The 16,778-nt window shown below is 57.2% G+C and carries 8 protein-coding genes; 3 read left to right on the top strand and 5 right to left on the bottom strand.

What is annotated here, in order from left to right:
- Window positions 1–10: 10 nt before the first annotated feature.
- Together UH5x_RS11700 and UH5x_RS11695 are read right to left on the bottom strand one after the other, a co-directional pair.
- A complete protein-coding gene (locus UH5x_RS11700) occupies window positions 11–1,360 on the bottom strand; it encodes a DEAD/DEAH box helicase (RefSeq protein ID WP_047813616.1) in 1,350 nt (449 codons plus the stop codon).
- A gap of 114 nt (window positions 1,361–1,474) precedes the next feature.
- Window positions 1,475–2,536, bottom strand: coding sequence for an ABC transporter substrate-binding protein (locus tag UH5x_RS11695; RefSeq protein ID WP_236696116.1), 1,062 nt, complete (start codon window positions 2,534–2,536; stop codon window positions 1,475–1,477).
- A 769-nt stretch (window positions 2,537–3,305) separates the two neighbouring features.
- On the opposite strand from UH5x_RS11695, the gene UH5x_RS11690 reads away from it, so the two are divergent.
- A complete protein-coding gene (locus tag UH5x_RS11690; RefSeq protein WP_482635751.1) occupies window positions 3,306–7,139 on the top strand; it encodes a hypothetical protein in 3,834 nt (1,277 codons plus the stop codon).
- A gap of 68 nt (window positions 7,140–7,207) precedes the next feature.
- Here the strand turns inward: UH5x_RS11690 and UH5x_RS11685 are convergent, their stop codons facing one another.
- Together UH5x_RS11685 and UH5x_RS11680 are read right to left on the bottom strand one after the other, a co-directional pair.
- Window positions 7,208–10,063: a PAS domain-containing sensor histidine kinase gene (locus UH5x_RS11685; RefSeq protein WP_482635750.1), complete on the bottom strand. Its 2,856-nt coding sequence runs from the start codon at window positions 10,061–10,063 to the stop codon at window positions 7,208–7,210.
- Window positions 10,056–11,138, bottom strand: a complete 1,083-nt coding sequence (locus tag UH5x_RS11680) for an ABC transporter substrate-binding protein (protein ID WP_482635749.1) — start codon at window positions 11,136–11,138, stop codon at window positions 10,056–10,058. Before UH5x_RS11680 ends, UH5x_RS11685 begins: the two co-directional genes overlap by 8 nt.
- Window positions 11,139–11,736: 598 nt before the next feature.
- Between UH5x_RS11680 and UH5x_RS11675 the strand changes: the two genes are divergently transcribed.
- Window positions 11,737–14,373, top strand: coding sequence for a DEAD/DEAH box helicase (locus UH5x_RS11675; protein WP_047813611.1), 2,637 nt, complete (start codon window positions 11,737–11,739; stop codon window positions 14,371–14,373).
- The gene (gene lpxK, locus UH5x_RS11670) at window positions 14,370–15,467 is read left to right on the top strand and encodes a tetraacyldisaccharide 4'-kinase (RefSeq protein WP_482635748.1); all 1,098 of its coding nucleotides are present in this window, start codon (window positions 14,370–14,372) and stop codon (window positions 15,465–15,467) included. The genes UH5x_RS11675 and lpxK overlap by 4 nt, the downstream gene beginning before the upstream one ends.
- Here lpxK and UH5x_RS11665 read toward each other — a convergent pair.
- Window positions 15,440–16,657: a RimK family alpha-L-glutamate ligase gene (locus UH5x_RS11665; protein ID WP_047813609.1), complete on the bottom strand. Its 1,218-nt coding sequence runs from the start codon at window positions 16,655–16,657 to the stop codon at window positions 15,440–15,442. The genes lpxK and UH5x_RS11665 overlap by 28 nt on opposite strands.
- Between the last annotated feature and the right edge of the window lie 121 nt (window positions 16,658–16,778).

The raw sequence follows: 16,778 nt of genomic DNA, 5'->3' as shown, positions 1-16,778 counted from the left end.
CTCGGAAGAATCAGCGCCGGCGAGGGCGTTTTCGTGTCATAGGATTGAGGGTGCGCCGCAACTCTTTCTCTGGTTCGGGCGCTGCTGCCGCAACCGCAGCCGCTTTCTCAGCAGGCGATTCAAAGCCATCCATTTGATCTCGGATCAGCAATTTGTTGATCCGTTGCTCAATGCTGGTCAGAATGTCACCTTCACCTGGCACCACGAAGGTGTACGCAACGCCATCTCGGCCCATGCGGCCTGTGCGGCCAACGCGGTGAACATAGTCGTCGCAATCTTGCGGGACATCGAAATTGACGATGTGTGAGATCGTGCTGATGTCAATCCCGCGGCCGACGACATCCGTCGCCACCAGGAACTTCAGATTTCCATCGCGAAGTTTTTGAAGCACGCGATCGCGTTCCCGTTGTTGCAAATCGCCGTGAATGGCTCCGCAAGCGCCTCCGTATTCCTGCGAAAGCTTCCGGTGCAGGCGGTCAGTGCCCCGCTTGGTGCGGCAGAAGATGATCGCCTGTTCAGGGTTTTCGCGTTTCAGCAACGATTCCAGCAATCGGACTTTGTCGTCTTGGGCGATGGTGAAGTATCGCTGTTCGATTGTGTCGACCGACATTTCGTCGCGGCAGCAATCGATCACGATTGGTTCTTGCATGTAGCTTTCGGCCAGTCGTCGAACGACCGGTGGAAGGGTGGCCGAAAGCAGCAAGGTCTGCCGATTTCGGGGGCACTTCCGCATGATCCGCTCGATTTGAGGCCGGAAACCGATGTCCAGCATCCGGTCGGCTTCATCCAGGACCACGCACCAGACTTTGTCAGTGCGCAGAGTGCCTCGTTGCAGGTGATCGTGCACTCGACCGGGAGTCCCGACGACGAGCTGCGTGCCATTTTCCAGCTGCCGAAGCTGGCGGTTCATGTTTTTTCCGCCGGAGAGCACGGCAATTTCGGTCGGAACCCCGCGGGCAAGCCTTTCGGCCTCGGCGGCGACTTGATCGGCCAATTCGCGAGTCGGGACAATCACAATTGCTTGCGGGTCGCGACAATCTTCCAGCGAATCGAGTTGCTCAAGGATTGGAATGCTGAAGGCCGCGGTTTTACCGGTGCCTGTGCGAGCCTGACCAATCACGTCCCTGCCATTGAGGGCATGCGGGATCAAGGCGGCTTGGATGGGCGATGGAGCTGTGAATCCAGCTGCTTTCACCGATTCACGCATGATCGGAGACAAGTCCAGCTCATCAAAGGAGTCCATTTCCGGCGGTGTTTCCACCGGTCCAACGGATTCAAGCAGAGCGATCGTGTCGACCGGTTCTTCGAAGCGGGCTGGTCGTGTTCCGCGTCCTGCACGCGGTTGGTGTTGATTTCTCATTCTGTTCATTCCGGGAAGTCTATCCGCTGCCTGTCGTTTGCAACACTGATCAGATGCGGCAGGAAGGCAATTTTATTGGGTTCCGACCCGCACGCGGTCATCCGTCGCTCGGTCTCACTCGCCCGCGACGGCGGGGCGGAGCAGTCGAGCGATGGTTTCCTCGTCTTGATTCTCTGCTGTAGCAACAAAAACACCGGTGTCGAGGAACGCTTCGGTCGTCTCGCCGCGGAGGTGAGCTGCCATCGTTTTGACCGCTTGATAACCCATGGCGACGGGATCTTGCAGCACAATCGCGTGCGTTTCGCCCGCTGAAAGTGATTCTCGCAGTGAATCACTGCTGTCAAAAGTGACCAATTTGACTTTGCCTGCCAATTGGCGTTCGCGAAGTGCTCGCAGTGCGCCCTCGGCTGTCGGCTCGCAAACGGTGCAAATTCCATCCACCGTGTCACCGAAGCGATTCAGCAACGCTTGGGCTTTGTCGATGGCGGTCTCTGTCGTCGTTCCGGCGTACTGGTCACTGCTGATCACGCGAATATTCTCATGTTTTGCGATCGCAGCCAAGAATCCCTCTTCGCGTTGGTGTGTGCTTTCACTGCCTTGTTGGTAACGCAGCAAGATCACATCGCCGCCGTCTGCCCCCAATGCATTGGCCATCGCCTGGGCCGCCAATTTGCCGCCTTCGAAATTGTCGGTGGCCACATAAGAAACGTAGTCGCCCGGGTCGGTGTTCAGTCCGCTGTCGAAGATCACCACGGGGACACCGGCGCGGCTGGCCTCCTTCACCGGTCGGATCAAGGCATCGGCATCCAGCGGAGCCAGCAAAATGCCATCGACGCGAGCGTTGAGAAATCCTTGGACGACATTGATCTGCTCATCCCGGTCGTTTTCTTTCGAGGGGCCTCGGAAGGTGATCTTCGCACCGATTTCGTCACCCGCTTGTTCAGCCCCCAGTTTGACCGATTGCCAGAAAATATGGGTGGTGCCCTTGGGAATGACTGCGAAGTGGAGCGGTTTGTCGGCTGAGTCCGCTTGCTCGTTGGCCGGAGGCTGGCAGCCGACGCAAACCAACAACACGATGATGGGTGCGAGCCAAGTCAGACGGCGAAACCGATTTGCTAGCAATTGACCATGCGATGCTCTTGGGGAGGCAGCGTTGGCGAGGGATGGGCTGAGCAACGAATTCAAAACGCGAGGTGACGATTCTGTTGAGGGCAGCGCAGTCGTGGAGGGGGCGCTGGTCGAAGTCGAAGACGTTGTCTTGGTTTTACGACGTGGAGTGAACTGCATGGAAGGAAGGGGCTTTGGCGGGGATGAAAAGAATATCGAGAAAGTTTTCAGGCCGATTCTAAACGATTTCGGGGACCAAAATGGACAGGAGTGACATGAGCTTCCAGAACCTGAAAGACTTTTTGCGAACTCGGCTTGACCCACGAAAGCGGCCCCCGCTAAGTTGCCCCCATCGTCGCAAACGGACCTCCAACCCGGTCCGATTGCGACGTGCGAAGTTTCGAAATCGCATCTCGCACAGGTCGTCTTTTGATTTCAATTGAAAGGCTGGCTGCGAGATTTTCAAGATGTTTTGATGGTCACGGATTGACCTGGAAACCCTTGTTAGGATTTTGAGATGACGGACGTTCGGTTGGTGATCACAAGGATGTGCTCACTCGATCGAACAAACCGACCACCGGCTCCCGGAACAGAAGCGCGTTGTCCTCCGCCCCCCTAGGACCTCGTACTTTCCGGGAGCTTTTTTTATGCGCCGACAGAATCGGTGGGCCAATGGAATTCTCGTGTCGGACGACTTGTCTTCCGCCATCGCAGACGTCTGACCAGGGGTTCAAAAACGTCTCTTGGGGTCATGCGTCGAAAAGGAGTATGCTCCGCCCTGCCGCACCACGATGGATGGGGTTGCGAGCACTACTTTTCACGGATTGGATCGACGGCAATGCGACGCAAAGCGGCCCGGGATTACGACCTCGATGCCAAATTAGGCGTCATGGAGCGTTCGCAAGAAGTTCGCACTCGCAGTCGTCGACAAGGTCGACTGCAGCGCAAACGAACGCTCGTGCTGGTCTTGCTTGCCTTTGTCATTCTTGGTGTCGGGGCTCTTCCCAGCCTCGTCAGTCATTCACCGATGGGGCGTTCCTTTTTGGTCCGAACGCTGGAATCGTATGACCTGGATGCAAGTGCCGACTCCCTGCAAATTGGCTGGCTGACCCCACTGCAAATTCAAGGGCTGCACGTCGTGGGGCGATTCGGCAAGTCCGAAATCATCGTCGATGAATTGCAGACCTCGATCTCATTGAGCGACCTTTGGTCGGGTGAGCCTCAGGCGGGACAATTCGGTGAAGTCCTCGTTCGTGGCGTGCAACTTTCATGCACGGTGGAGAATGGAACGACGTCGCTCGAAGATGATTTGGCGACGCTTCTTGCTCCCTCCAACGAACCTTCCGCCTTTGTTCCGCAAGGCATCGTCAAACTGCAGGACGTGGCAGTTCTGGCGACTGATGCCGAGACCAACCAAACGTGGACGCTGAGTCAGTCCCATGCCGAAGCGATTCTCGACGCTTCCTGGCTGGACGTCACCTTTGATGGTGTCTTGAGCCAGCCTGGAGGGGGCGATGGATCGGTGGCCGGCCACGTCAAGCTGGCAATGGATGCGACCGCTGAATCCACTGCAGCGGAGCAGTTGTCGGTCGAGATCGATGCTGATTCGCTGCCTCTGTCGGTTCTGGCCTTGGCCCAGCGTCGTTTCCCCGGCAGTGAACTGCCGACGGCGATCACCGGTGATTTGTCAGGGCAAACACAATTGACCCTGACAGGAACCGGCGAGCCCAATGTTTCTCTGCGTCAATTGAATGTTCGCAATTTGGTTGCGAGCGATTCAAAAACGGGACGAAAACTGTGGGACAACGAGTTGGCCACCTTCGACGGTGATTTGCAGATTCGCGGAGGACGGGTCAGCGCCCGACAAATCAACGCGAAGACCGATTTCGCCAGTGTGCAAATGAATGGATCGTTCCCCGATTCCGTCTCCCTGGCTGGCAACACGACGAATCCGTTGGCTTGGTTGAATCAAGTCGATGCGACCGTGACCGTGCAGGTCGATTTACCTCGCTTGCGACGGGCACTTCCTGAGTTGCTGCCGCTGCGAAATGGGGTCACGTTGGTCGACGGAATCGTCGAAGCACGGATCGAACCCATCGCGGGCGGAGGTGCATCCGCGATTGGCGGAGGAAATGCACGTCGCCGCCGCTTGATGATTCGCAGCGGGATCATCCAAGCCCAATCCCAAGGTGGTGAGATTCGTGTGGCACCCATTGACGTGCTCGCCGTCGTAGCCAGTGACACCCAACGGCTCTTCGCCGAACAATTTGAACTCGACAGCCCCTTTGCGGTTGTCAATGGTCAAGGTGATTTGCGCAGCGGTTCTGCCAATGTGGATATCAATTTTGGCAAGCTCGCCCGCATCCTTCGTCCTTTGATCGATCTGGATGACCGCCGTTTGGAAGGGAACGTTCAAGGCGGGCTGCAGTGGAACGCTCAAAACGACGGGACATGGCGTCTGCGTGGTGATGGACGCATGACCGGATTGGCGATCGAGTTGACGCCTGGACAGAGTTTTCAACCTTCTTCCTTGCAGTCGCAGTTGGACATCACCGGCCGCTGGCAAGCGAGTGGCGGTGGGCGGTTGGCGGAGTTGATCAGTGGAAAACTGAATATCCTGGGCAACGGACTGGAAGCCGATGTCGAGTTGGTTCAGGCCATTTCCGCTCTGGATGTCGACCGTTTGATTCCTTTGCGAATGAGTGGCCAGGGGCAGCTCAATGCGATCGCGCAGACATTGGCCCCGTGGATGCCCGCCGGATACGAATCTCTGCAGGGCGGTTTTCGCTTCAATGCCCGTGGGGGACTGAGTCAGTCCGGCGCGGCCTTGTTGGAATCCATGGACGCCCAGATCACTCAGCTCGAAGTCCCGATGTCAGATCAGATCTGGGAGCAACAGCTGGTCAAGCTGCACTTTGATGGCAAAGCCAGCTACCCGCAGCAGGACGTTATCATTCGCTCGTTGACAGTCGCTGGTGATGCGGCCTCTGCGGCGATCCAGGGAGAATGGATCGGCGGCATGACTGACATCGAAATCGCTTGGCAAGCGGAACTGGAAAGGCTGCAGACCAGCATGCGAGAACGGCTCGCCAATCGTCCGCAAGACCCACGGTTGTCGCAGTCGAACTCTCAAGCACGATCTGTTCAGCAAGTCGCCTATCGAAACACAGCGTCCAGCGACGCAGCCGCCAACAACGCCGCGTCCAGCGAGTGGTTGCTGCGAGGGAAAATGGAAGGCAGCGTCGTGGCGACCGGCGATCCCGCCGTGTTGTTCTTGGATTCGCATTTGACCGGACAAAAGTTCGAATTGGTCGAAACGGTTCCACCGACGTCGGTCAACTTCAACAGCACCAAGCGAGTCGTCTGGTCGGAACCCAATCTTCGTGTCGATGGCCGAGCCGAATGGAATCTGAACGAATCGTCATTGCAGGCCAAAGGGATGCAGATTGCGGGCGACTGGTTCGCGACCACGCTGTCGGGCACTGTCGATTGGAAAGGCGAGCAGCAATCGGTTCGACTCGAAGGTCCCGCAAATTTCAAAATGGACGAGGTGGCTCGCCGGATCACCGAGTTGACAGGAACCCCCATCATCGCCGAGGGAGTTCACCCCACACCTCTCAAATTGCAGTACGTGCAAGGTCCCCAGGATCAGTTCTCGTTCAATGTCGATGGCAGCTTGGGCTGGGAGAGCGTCGATGCGGCGGGCATGTGGTTCGGGCCTGCTGAGGTGCCGTTTCAAATGACGGAGTCGGTTGTCTCGATTGCTCCCAGTACGATTCCGGTGTTGGGAGCCAGTCGTTACGTGACTCAGCAATACGGCCCTCAGGTTGCGCCGCTGGATTACGACCCAAATGATCCGGCAACTTATCAAACGGGCAGCAACGCGGCGGTTGCAAATGGCAAGCTCTTGTTGGCGGGCGACGTGCACTACCGGCCCGCGATTTGGATTGAACTCAAGCCGGGCCCCATTGCGAAAAACGTCCAGCTGACGCCAGAAATCACCGGTCAGTGGTTGAAATACATCGCACCGATTGCAGCCGATGCAGCGCGCGTGGATGGCACCTTCAGTGCAACGCTCGAGCAAGGCACGGTCTCCATCGACAACCCCAATCAATCGACGATTCGCGGGCGATTGGAAGTCGATCAAGTTCGGATGAATGCCGGTCCCTTGGCCGATCAGGTCATCGCTGGGGCTCGCCAACTGCAATCACTCGCGGCGATTGGATCCAGTTCCAATCCGCCTCGCAGCAATCGAACGCTGATCACCATGCCAGCGCAGACCATCGAATTCAATGTGGCCGGCGGGGTCGTGGATCACCGCGCGCTGCTGTTGGAAATCGATCGGGCCAAGGTCACCACCAGTGGGCGTGTGACGATGGACGGGCAGCTGGATTTGATGGCTCAAATTCCGCTGGACGCCTCGTGGATTGGAAGCGACCTGAGCGTGCTTTCAGGGCAGACGATCACGATCCCAGTCAACGGAACCTTGGATCGTCCCCGGTTGGATTCGTCCGGGATTCAGCGGATTGTGGCGGACATGGGAACACGTGCCGCTCAAGAGGCCGGGGCCAACTTCTTGCAGGAACAACTTGGCCGCGGCCAACAACAGCTGGAAGACAGCCTGAACAAAGGTTTCGAAAAGCTTCGAATCGATAAACTGTTCGGGCGATAGTCCCAGGCGAACTGCAGCAGCGCCGGTTCCCCCTCCGTGACGACATGCATCCTCCGAAGCTCACGCATTCACGTGATGACGGCTGGGGTCGAAATGTTTGGCATGGTCGTCGGGGCGACCGCGATGCCCGTGGAAGTCGGGGCTTCTTCGTCAGTCTGACGTGGCAGGCACAACGTGAACAACGTTCCCTCGCCCATGTCGCTTTGGAGGTCCACCGTTCCGCCATGCAGCTTGGTGATCACGTCGTAGGCAATCGACAATCCTTGGCCCGTGCCTTTGCCGACTTCTTTGGTCGTGAAAAAGGGCTCAAAGGCCTTCGCCTTGACTTCATCCGACATCCCCGGGCCATTGTCACTGAGTTCGATGTAGATGTTGTCGTCATCGTATTTCGTGACGACTCGAATCTGACCGAGCTCGCTTGAACCACTTTGCGGAGTGTCGCCGATCGCATCCGCGGCGTTGATGATCAGATTGAGGAACACCTGGCTGAGTTCAGCGGGGCGGGCATCGATCGTTGGCAATTCGGTGTCAAGCACGAGGTCGACTGTGGCAGCGCACTTCCAGCGGTTTCGGCTGAGAATGCTGGCGTCTCGAATCAGAGCATTGATATCCGTGGGGCTCTTCGAGTGAGATCCCGGATGCGACATGACACGCATGGCGCGGACGATTTCAACCACTCGGTTGGCTGCTGTCGAAGTCTCTTCGATCGCCATTGGGAATTGAGACCGAATGAAGTCGAATCGATTCTTCTTCAGTAGTTCTGCAATCGTAGCAATTCGATGCTCCCAGCACTCCGGGCTCTTCTCCAGCAGTCCTTGGAACGTATCCACAATTTGGAGCAAGCGATCCGAGTAGTTTTGCAGAAAATCAATGTTCCCGCAGATGCACTGCATGGGCGTGTTGATTTCGTGAGCGATGCCCGCTGCCAGTTGCCCGATCGATTCCAGTTTCTGCGCTTGCAGCAGTTTGCTCTCCAGCTTTTTGTAAAGCGTCATGTCTGTTGCACAGGCGACGAAGGCTTGCGCCGATCCATGCTCGATCGTGAGCGTTCGAACGTGAACGGGATAGCAGGTCCCGTCGGTTCGCAAATGTGTCAGCTCGTATTCCACTTCGACCGCTTCACCGTCGACGATGGGACGCAAGAGTTCCACCAGATTCTCGGTCGTTGATTCCTTCAAATAGCTTGAAATCGATTTGCCGCGGTATTCCTCTTCGTCCACCAACAGGTTTTGGCAGGCGGCATGATTGAGTTCCAGCAGTTCAAACGTCTGCATGTTGAACACGTAGATTTCGCTGGGACACTCGGATTGGATTTTCGCCAACCCATTCAGACGCTCCTCTGCCGTCTTGCGCTCAGTGATGTCGATGTAGGTGCCAACAAGGCCCACGCTGGCGTTTTGGTTGTTGTACAGCGGCGTCTTGCTGGCGAGCACGACGTACGGCTTTCCGTCTGCTCGCGTTTGCAGGATCTCTTGGTTCTTGATTGGAATCCCGTATCGCATGATCGACCGTTCAAGATCGATTTTGTGTTCTTGAGTGGCGTCGTCCCAGGGCAGGTCCGCATCCGTGTGTCCAACGATGTCCTCTTCGGAGCAAAATCCCGTCCATTCCGCGAACGATCGACTGCAACCTTGGTAGCGTCCGGTCTCGTCTTTCCAGTACAGAGGAATCGGCAAATTGGACAGGACCGATTCCAGGAACAATTGTTCGTTCGCCAGATCGGTAGCCGTCTGATCGATGGCATCGACTTGCATCGCAATGTCTTGAGAAACTTTGTGAGTGAGGAAGAGGAACAGCATTCCGAGGATGCATCCGGATGCGAGGTTCGCAAGCCAGATCGTTTGAAGCGTGTTGGCAAATTTTTCGATGCACTGGCTCTTCACTTGGTCGCCTGCCATCGCAAGCTTGTTGCGTTGGTCATCGAGTAAGCGGGCATGCTCCGCCGCTGATTCAGCAAGTCGCTGACGCTCCGATTGACTTTCCGCGAGGGCGAATTGGAGCGACAGGATCCCAGGAGGGATTTCAGGTCGGGGATCCAGCCCGTGGGGGCGGTCGAAATTGGTTTGGTTGCCGTCGTCGTCCGTGGGACCGAAGATGGCGTCGTTGACCTGCTGCACCTCCTGCGACTTTCCGAGCTCTTCACTTGATGTCTTAAGACGCAGCAGCACCGGACGGATTTGATTCTGGCTGAGGTCCGCCAAGTGGTCGACATGGAAACTCGCGATCAACTGGTTGAGATACAGACGCAGTTCCTTGAGGTCTCCGCTGCGTTGATTGAGCAGGGCCGAACGCGAGCAGTCTTTCAGGATTTCATCGATCGGTTTGGGACGCTTCGAGAAATGACTTCGCAGGCCGACTGCGATTTTGAGGCGATGAATGCCACGCTGTTCATCAGCGTCTTGCTGCAGTTGATCAAGTGCAATGTCGAGTTCTGTGAACTGCGTTTCTGCCGCTGCGTTCAGTTCCGAGTGCCGGTGACTCCAGTGTGCAGCTTGATCGTTCCATTTCTTCAACGGTTCGGTGGCAATGCCCAGTTTCTGATTGCCCTGAAGGTTGAGCGTGGCATTCAAAGAGTCGAAGGTGCTTTGAACCGGCACCAGTTCTTGTTGCCAGTTGTTCTGGGAGTCGCTCACTGGATCCTCGAGGGACGAGGGTGATCCGGACAACAGTCCCGTCCATTCTTGATTCCGGATCACCGTCACGCGGTCCATGCCGGATTGTGCATCGTCGACCTGCTTGACGATTGCGTTGGCGTGCATGCGGCTGTCTCGATGCCAATCCAAGAGCGCAGTCGCGATGAAGAAAAACAGCATCCCGCTGCAGACGCCAGTGGCACTCAGCCAACGCACTCGGCGTTGCGCGGCATGTGCGTTTCTGGATTTCTGGTTGGACGCGTCGTCGATGGTTGGGGTGGGGTCACTCACTGGGCAACTCCTCCCATGACAGCGATTCGCTTCCATCGGCCTTGAGCATGACGGGCCACACCCGGTTGCTGGCTTGATGATCGTTTGGTCCCAGCGTCAGGGGGCTGCCCAGCCCAATGTCAAATTGCCCCAGTTGTTCAAACGCTTCCAGGATGGCGGGACGGCTGATTTCGACGCGAATGGATGCCACCGCCTTGATCAGGATCCGACCGACCGTGTATCCCTCCAGCGAAACAAACGACAGAGGAATCTCTGAATCGTATTTCTGCATCGCGTCGCGGTATTCGCAGACCAACGGCAGGTCGCGATTGAAATGAGGCACGACCTGCGTGGCAACAATCCCGTCGGCCATTTCGCCCAGCGATTGTTGCAGTGCATCGGAACCAATAAACGAAATCGCAAGGAATTGCGGGTTGAAATCATTCTGCCTCGCCAGGCGAATCAATTTCGAGCAGGGTTCATAGCTGCCGACCATGATGACCGCTTTGGGCGTCGGATGATGCATCAACAGGTCCGCCAGTCCATCTTCGACCTGCGATGTGTTTCGGCGATAGCGGCCATGCGGAACGCTCGATATTTTGATGGTTTGATGCCGCCTGATCGCGGCCAGTCCTCCAAAAAAACCGTCGTCTCCGAAGCTGTCGTTCTGGGTGAAAAAGCCAATCTCTTCTGGTCGGATCCCTTTCGCCACCAATGCATCCACGATGGCTGCCGTCTCTTCTGCGTAGCTGGCGCGGTAGTTGATGACGCAGTTGGGGAGGGGCTCTCTTCGGAGCAGACTGGCTCCGGTGAAAGCACCAAAGAATGGGGTTTGCGTCTTCTGAGCAATTGGAATCGCTGTGATCGCTGTGGGAGTTCCAACATTGCCAATCACAGTCAACACCTGATGCACTTCCGTCAGTTGGTGCATGTTCAACGCGGTGCGAGCCGGTTCATACCCATCATCCAACGCGATCAGATCCAGTCGTTTGCCAGGGAAGACCTTTTGTGTCGTCGCTTCAGCAAACGCGGCAAGGATTCCATGCCGCATGTGGATGCCCAGTTCCCCCGCCGGTCCGCTCAAAGCAGTCGACATGCCGAACTTCAGGGTTTGAACGTCATGGCGTTCGTTGTCGTGTGATGTCGGATTGACACCCCAGGCCGACTGCACCCCGGTGACTGGAAGTGCGATGGCGATGGTCAGTGCAAGAATTCGCCATTGTGAACGTTCTCGCGCAATTGCCCCATTGGTCTTCATTAAAGTTGCCCCCTTTTAATTGAATGACTCAGGGGGAGCCTAGCTTCGTTTTTGACCAGATCGAACTCGCGGTTTGCCAATCAATGGAGGAATGGCCAGGCTCGCTTGCTCGTAGGGATGGTGCCGGTTGCAACTCGTAGCGAAGGAGCGAGAGGCGAACGATGGGAGTGCGGTTGCGTCCTGCCGCTACTTTGGGAAATGTGTTTCTTTTGTGATTGCGAAGGTCTGCTGCTGGAATTGGGCGTCCTTGGCACCGGCGATTTTGGCGCCGCTTCGGTCATCGAACTTGGTTGACGGTGAGGAGTCGGTGCCAAGCTTCGGACGGGAGAATCCGCCAAAGAAACGGAGGCCCATCGTCAAGCAGAATGCCGGCCGCGGATGGAATGTGTCGCCCCAGGCCAGCCCCCATTTGTCATTCATATGATACAACGGCGGCATGAATGCTAACTCGCCTTCCACGCCCGAATCACTTCCCCCCCGCTCTGCCACGGTCGACCCGGATCTCGATCGTGACACGCTGGCAGAGGAGTACTTTGAACTGCTCCCCTACGAGCCCTATCCGGTTCAAGAGGAGGCGTTGCTGGCGTACTTCACCGGCAACACTCAAGCGACCGAAGGTGGGCCAGCGGCTCAGCACGGTGTGTTGGTTTGTGCCCCGACCGGCACCGGGAAAACGTTGATAGCCGAAGCCGCGGTTTACGAGGCGCTGCGGACCGGCAAACGGATGTACTACACCACGCCGCTGATTGCGTTGACCGACCAGAAGCTCGACGAACTGCGAGAGTCGGCGGTGCGCTGGGGATTCTCGGCGGATCAAGTGGGCTTGGTGACCGGCAACCGCAGCGTCAACGCCGATGCGCCCGTGCTGGTGGTGGTCGCCGAGATCCTGCTCAACCGCTTGCTCAACCCCGATGCCTTTGTGTTCGACGACGTCACCTGTGTGGTGATGGATGAATTTCACTCGTTCAACGACTACGAACGCGGGGTGGTTTGGGAACTGACGCTGGGGTTGCTGCCCAAACCTGTTCGCACGCTGTTGCTCAGTGCGACGGTGGGGAACTCCATGGCGTTCACCAGTTGGCTCCGCAACGCCCACGGTCGGAACCTGCAATTGGTGCAGGGCACCGAACGAAAAGTGCCGCTGCAATACGAGTGGGTCGAAGATGATTTGTTGAATGAGTTTTGTGAAAAAATCGCCGCAGGAAGCGTCGAAGAACGCCGGACTCCCGCGTTGCTGTTTTGCTTCAGTCGATCGATGTGCTGGACCAATGCCGAAATGCTCAAGGGGAAATCGTTGATCGACAAAGCCCACCAAAAGGAGTTGGCGGACATTCTCAATGCCGCCGACTTCACCAACGGCGTGGGGCCGAAGTTGAAGCAGATTTTGATGCGAGGCGTCGGTGTCCACCACGCGGGGATCTTGCCACGTTACCGCCGGATTGTTGAAGAGTTGTTCCAGAAGAAACTGCTCAGCATCTGTGTGTGCACCGAAACACTCGCTGCAGGAATCAATCTGCCAGCTCGGAGCGTGGTGTTGCCTTGTTTGTTGAAGGGGCCCCGTGACAAAAAGAAGCTGGTCGACATTGCTTCAGCTCAGCAGATCTTTGGCCGCGCAGGACGTCCCCAGTTCGATGATCGAGGCTACGTTTTTGCATTGGCCCACGAGGACGATGTCAAAATCAATCGCTGGCGTGAGAAATACGATTCCATTCCGGAGGACACCAAAGACCCCGGGTTGATGCGGGCGAAAAAACAACTGAAGAAGAAGATGCCCAAGCGGCGAGCGGGGGAATCGTATTGGACTCAAACGCAATTCGAACAATTGCAGGTTGCCAAATCGGCGGATCTTTCCAGTCGCGGCAAAGTCCCGTGGCGGTTGCTCGCGTATCTGTTGTCCAAGGATCCGAGCGTCCAACCGATCCGCGAATTGGTGGGACGTCGGTTGATGACGCCCGCCCAAGTGGAAGTGGCCCAAAAGGATCTCAATCGGATGCTGATCACCCTGTGGTCGGGCGGTTACGTGGAACTGGAACCGCTGCCTCGGATCGCTCCCGAACGCAAACCGACGCCCAAGGGAACCAAGCCTGGGCAGCCCAAAGCGGAAGCTGCGGAATCGAAACCGGCCGCAACGGGCGGGTTGTTCGGTGGGTTGCTGGATGAGATGCGGGCGGCGGAACCGAAGGCTTCACCAGAGCCATCCCCCGAAGAAGACACGCCGCTCGACGACGCGGAAGCGCTTGCTAAACGCGGCTATGAACTGGAGGAGTACCGCCCCGAAACGGCCAAGCCAACTGTCAGGCTCGAACGATTGGTGCAGCTCAAAAGTGTCAATCCGTTGTTCGGCGTCTTCATGGCGGATCAGTTGGCGGATGCCGATGATCAAGAACGCATCGCGGCGATGGAAAGCATGTTGGAGGTGCCCGGTTCGGTTGCCAAATTTGCACGCATGCCTTCGTACGACATGGTGCCGCCAGGCCAGTTGGCTCAAACCCGGTTGGATGCCTTGTTGCTGCAGCGAGGTTTGGCATCGGCGGAAGAACTTGGTGGCGGTCAGGAGGAAGAAGAGGAAGAGGTGAAAGATCGTGGTTTTGGCCGTGTGATGTTCGAAGAGCCTCGCGTGTGGCCACTCACCATCGGTGAAAAACTATTGCGACTGTTTCGCGATGAGTTCCCGAAAGTCGATGATGTGCGCGTTCGCCCGGTTTGGATTGTGGGTGAACTGCTGGAGTTTGGTGGAGATTTCAACAAGTACGTCACCGCCAGAAAGCTTCAGAAGGAAGAGGGGATTCTATTTCGCCACTGTTTGCGGATGATTTTGTTGTGCGATGAAATGGCGAACGTGCCACCCAAGGGGACCACCGTTGAAACCTGGGAAGATTGGCTGGATGATATCGCCGAAGTTTTGACGGAGGCCTGCCGAAAGATTGACCCACAAAGCACCGATGAAACACTGAGTCAGTCGGAGTCCCCGTTGACGGATGACTTGACCGGTGGTCGGCGAAATTCGGGTGGCAAAGAGCTGAGACATGTGACCGATCAATCGGCCGAGGATGAGGGACAGATGAAACCATGAGTTGGGACTATCGACCACTGCTCAGTGGCCAATCTCGAAATCCGATTTCAGCCCTGGCTCGCGGAGCGTTGTGGTGTGCCAGTGGTTTTTACAACGTGGCAGCACGGCATCGCCGTCGGCAATTCGACAACGGCAAACAGGAGACCTTCCGCGCCGGGGTTCCCGTCTTCAGCGTGGGCAATTTGACGACCGGTGGAACGGGCAAGACGCCCGTCGTCGCGGACCTTTGCCGACGTTTGCGAGCCATGGATTTTCGCGTGGCGATCATCAGTCGTGGCTATGGCGCCACCGACGGCGGGATGAACGACGAGGCCATGGAATTGCAAGAACGCTTGCCCGATGTGCCGCACGTTCAGCACCCTGACCGAGTCGAAGCGGCTCGTATCGCGGTGGAGGAATTGGCGGCGGAAGTCTTGGTGATGGACGATGGGTTCCAGCATCGGCGATTGCAACGAGATCTCGACATTGTCGTCGTGGACGCGACGTGTCCGTTCGGCTATGGGCACGTGCTGCCGCGTGGAACCCTGCGAGAACCGCTGGACAGCGTCGCTCGCGCGGATTGGATTTTGATCACCCGCGTGGACCAAGTCGATCCGGAAGACGTGCTCGCGATTCGCTCCACCATCGCTCAGTACGCCCCGGATTGTCCCATCTTAGAAACCGAGCACCGGCCGTCGACGATTCAGAACTCGGTTGGTCAGTGGGAGGCGATTGAGGTCTTGAACGACCAACCCGTCGCGTTGGTGTCAGCGATCGGGAACCCCAACGCGTTCGAGCAAACGGTGCGTGACTGCGGTGCGATTGTCGTGGATCACTTGCGACTGCCCGACCATGATTCGTACGAACGAGCCACTCGTGAAAAACTGCGAGCGTGGGTCACCAAGCTCAAAACCAAGGATCCATCGCCTCAACGCTTGCTCTGCACGCACAAAGATGCCGTCAAGTTGGCAACGGATTCCGTGGCCGGTGTCCCGCTCGGCTACATCCCGATTGAGCTTGCCTATCGCACCTCCGACGAACCACTTCAGTTGCGTCTGGAGCTTTTGATGGGTGGTGCCGTCGAGGATCAATCGTCGCGAGAAGATTCGGCCTGAATGGTCGCGGCGGAATCGGGAAGGCGTTTGATTTTGGGGCGGCGTTGCTTGCGGACTTTCTCGGGAACCATGCCTCGCATCGCTTCCAGTTTTCCGAAGCACAGCAGTCGGTCGTGGGGTTCGAGCGTGCGTTTCAGACGCGGGTTGGGGATCACCGTTGTGCCGCGGTAAAGCGTCAACACATTGATGTCCAGTTCCGGCAAACCGGATTCGTCGATGGTCTTCCCGACGTAGTCCGATCCATCGCGAACATGGAGTTCCGTCACACCGTAGCCTCGGCTGACCGTCAGTCGTTGACGAACATCCACTTCGGGGAAGTCCACTTGGGCGGACATGTAATCGATGATCGCCCCGGCGATGTCCAGTTTGGTGGAGGACTCGATGCCCTCCAGGCCGGGTGACGAGTTGACCTCCATCACTTGCGGGCCATTGGCACCTTCCAGCATGTCCACACCAGCCACTCGCAATCCCATGATTTGGGCGGCGCGAACAGCGGTCTCCGCATAGGTTTCGTCCAACACCACCGCTTCGGTTTGACCGCCCCGGTGAACGTTGCTGCGGAATTCGTTTCCTACGGCGACGCGGCGCATCGCGGCCACGACTCGATCGCCGATCACAAACGCCCGAATGTCTTTGCCGCGGCTTTCGGCAACGAACTGTTGGACCAGCACGTTTTGCTTGGTGCTCTGCAGCGTCTCAATGATGGCTTCGGCGACCTTGACGTTTTCCGCCAAGATCACGCCGACACCTTGAGTGCCTTCCAGCAACTTGATGATCACCGGCGATCCGCCAACGCGTTCAATCGCCGGGAGGATGTCCTTGCGGTCGCGAACGAACGTGGTTTGAGGGATTCCAATCTGATGCCGAGAAAGGATTTGCATGCTGCGAAGTTTGTCGCGTGAATTGCTGATCCCAGCGGAGGAGTTCGCACAGAACACGTCCATCTGTTCGAACTGGCGGACCACGGCGGTGCCGAAGTACGTGATCGATGAGCCGATTCGGGGCAGCACGCCGTCGTAGTCGCTGAGCTGTTTGCTGCGGTAGTAAAGATCGGGTTCACCCTCCGCCAAGTCGATCGCAAACTTCAGCGTGTTGAGAACTTTGGCTTTGATGCCGCGTTGTTCAGCTGCTTCCACCAAGCGTCGGGTGCTGTAGCAACGGGGTGAGCAGGACAGGATGGCAAGTTTCAAGGGTTTTCTCTCAGAGAGCTGGGAGTCGGGTGGGGTGGTCTGAAGCGTCGTGGCAACGGATCAGGCTGGAGCCTGAGGCGGAGGGCAAAGTTGGGTGTTCGACCGGATGAGATGAGTCGGT

The sequence above is a fragment of the Rhodopirellula sp. UH5 genome, from assembly GCF_056839225.1.
This window is presented reverse-complemented; position numbering and strand designations above follow the sequence as displayed.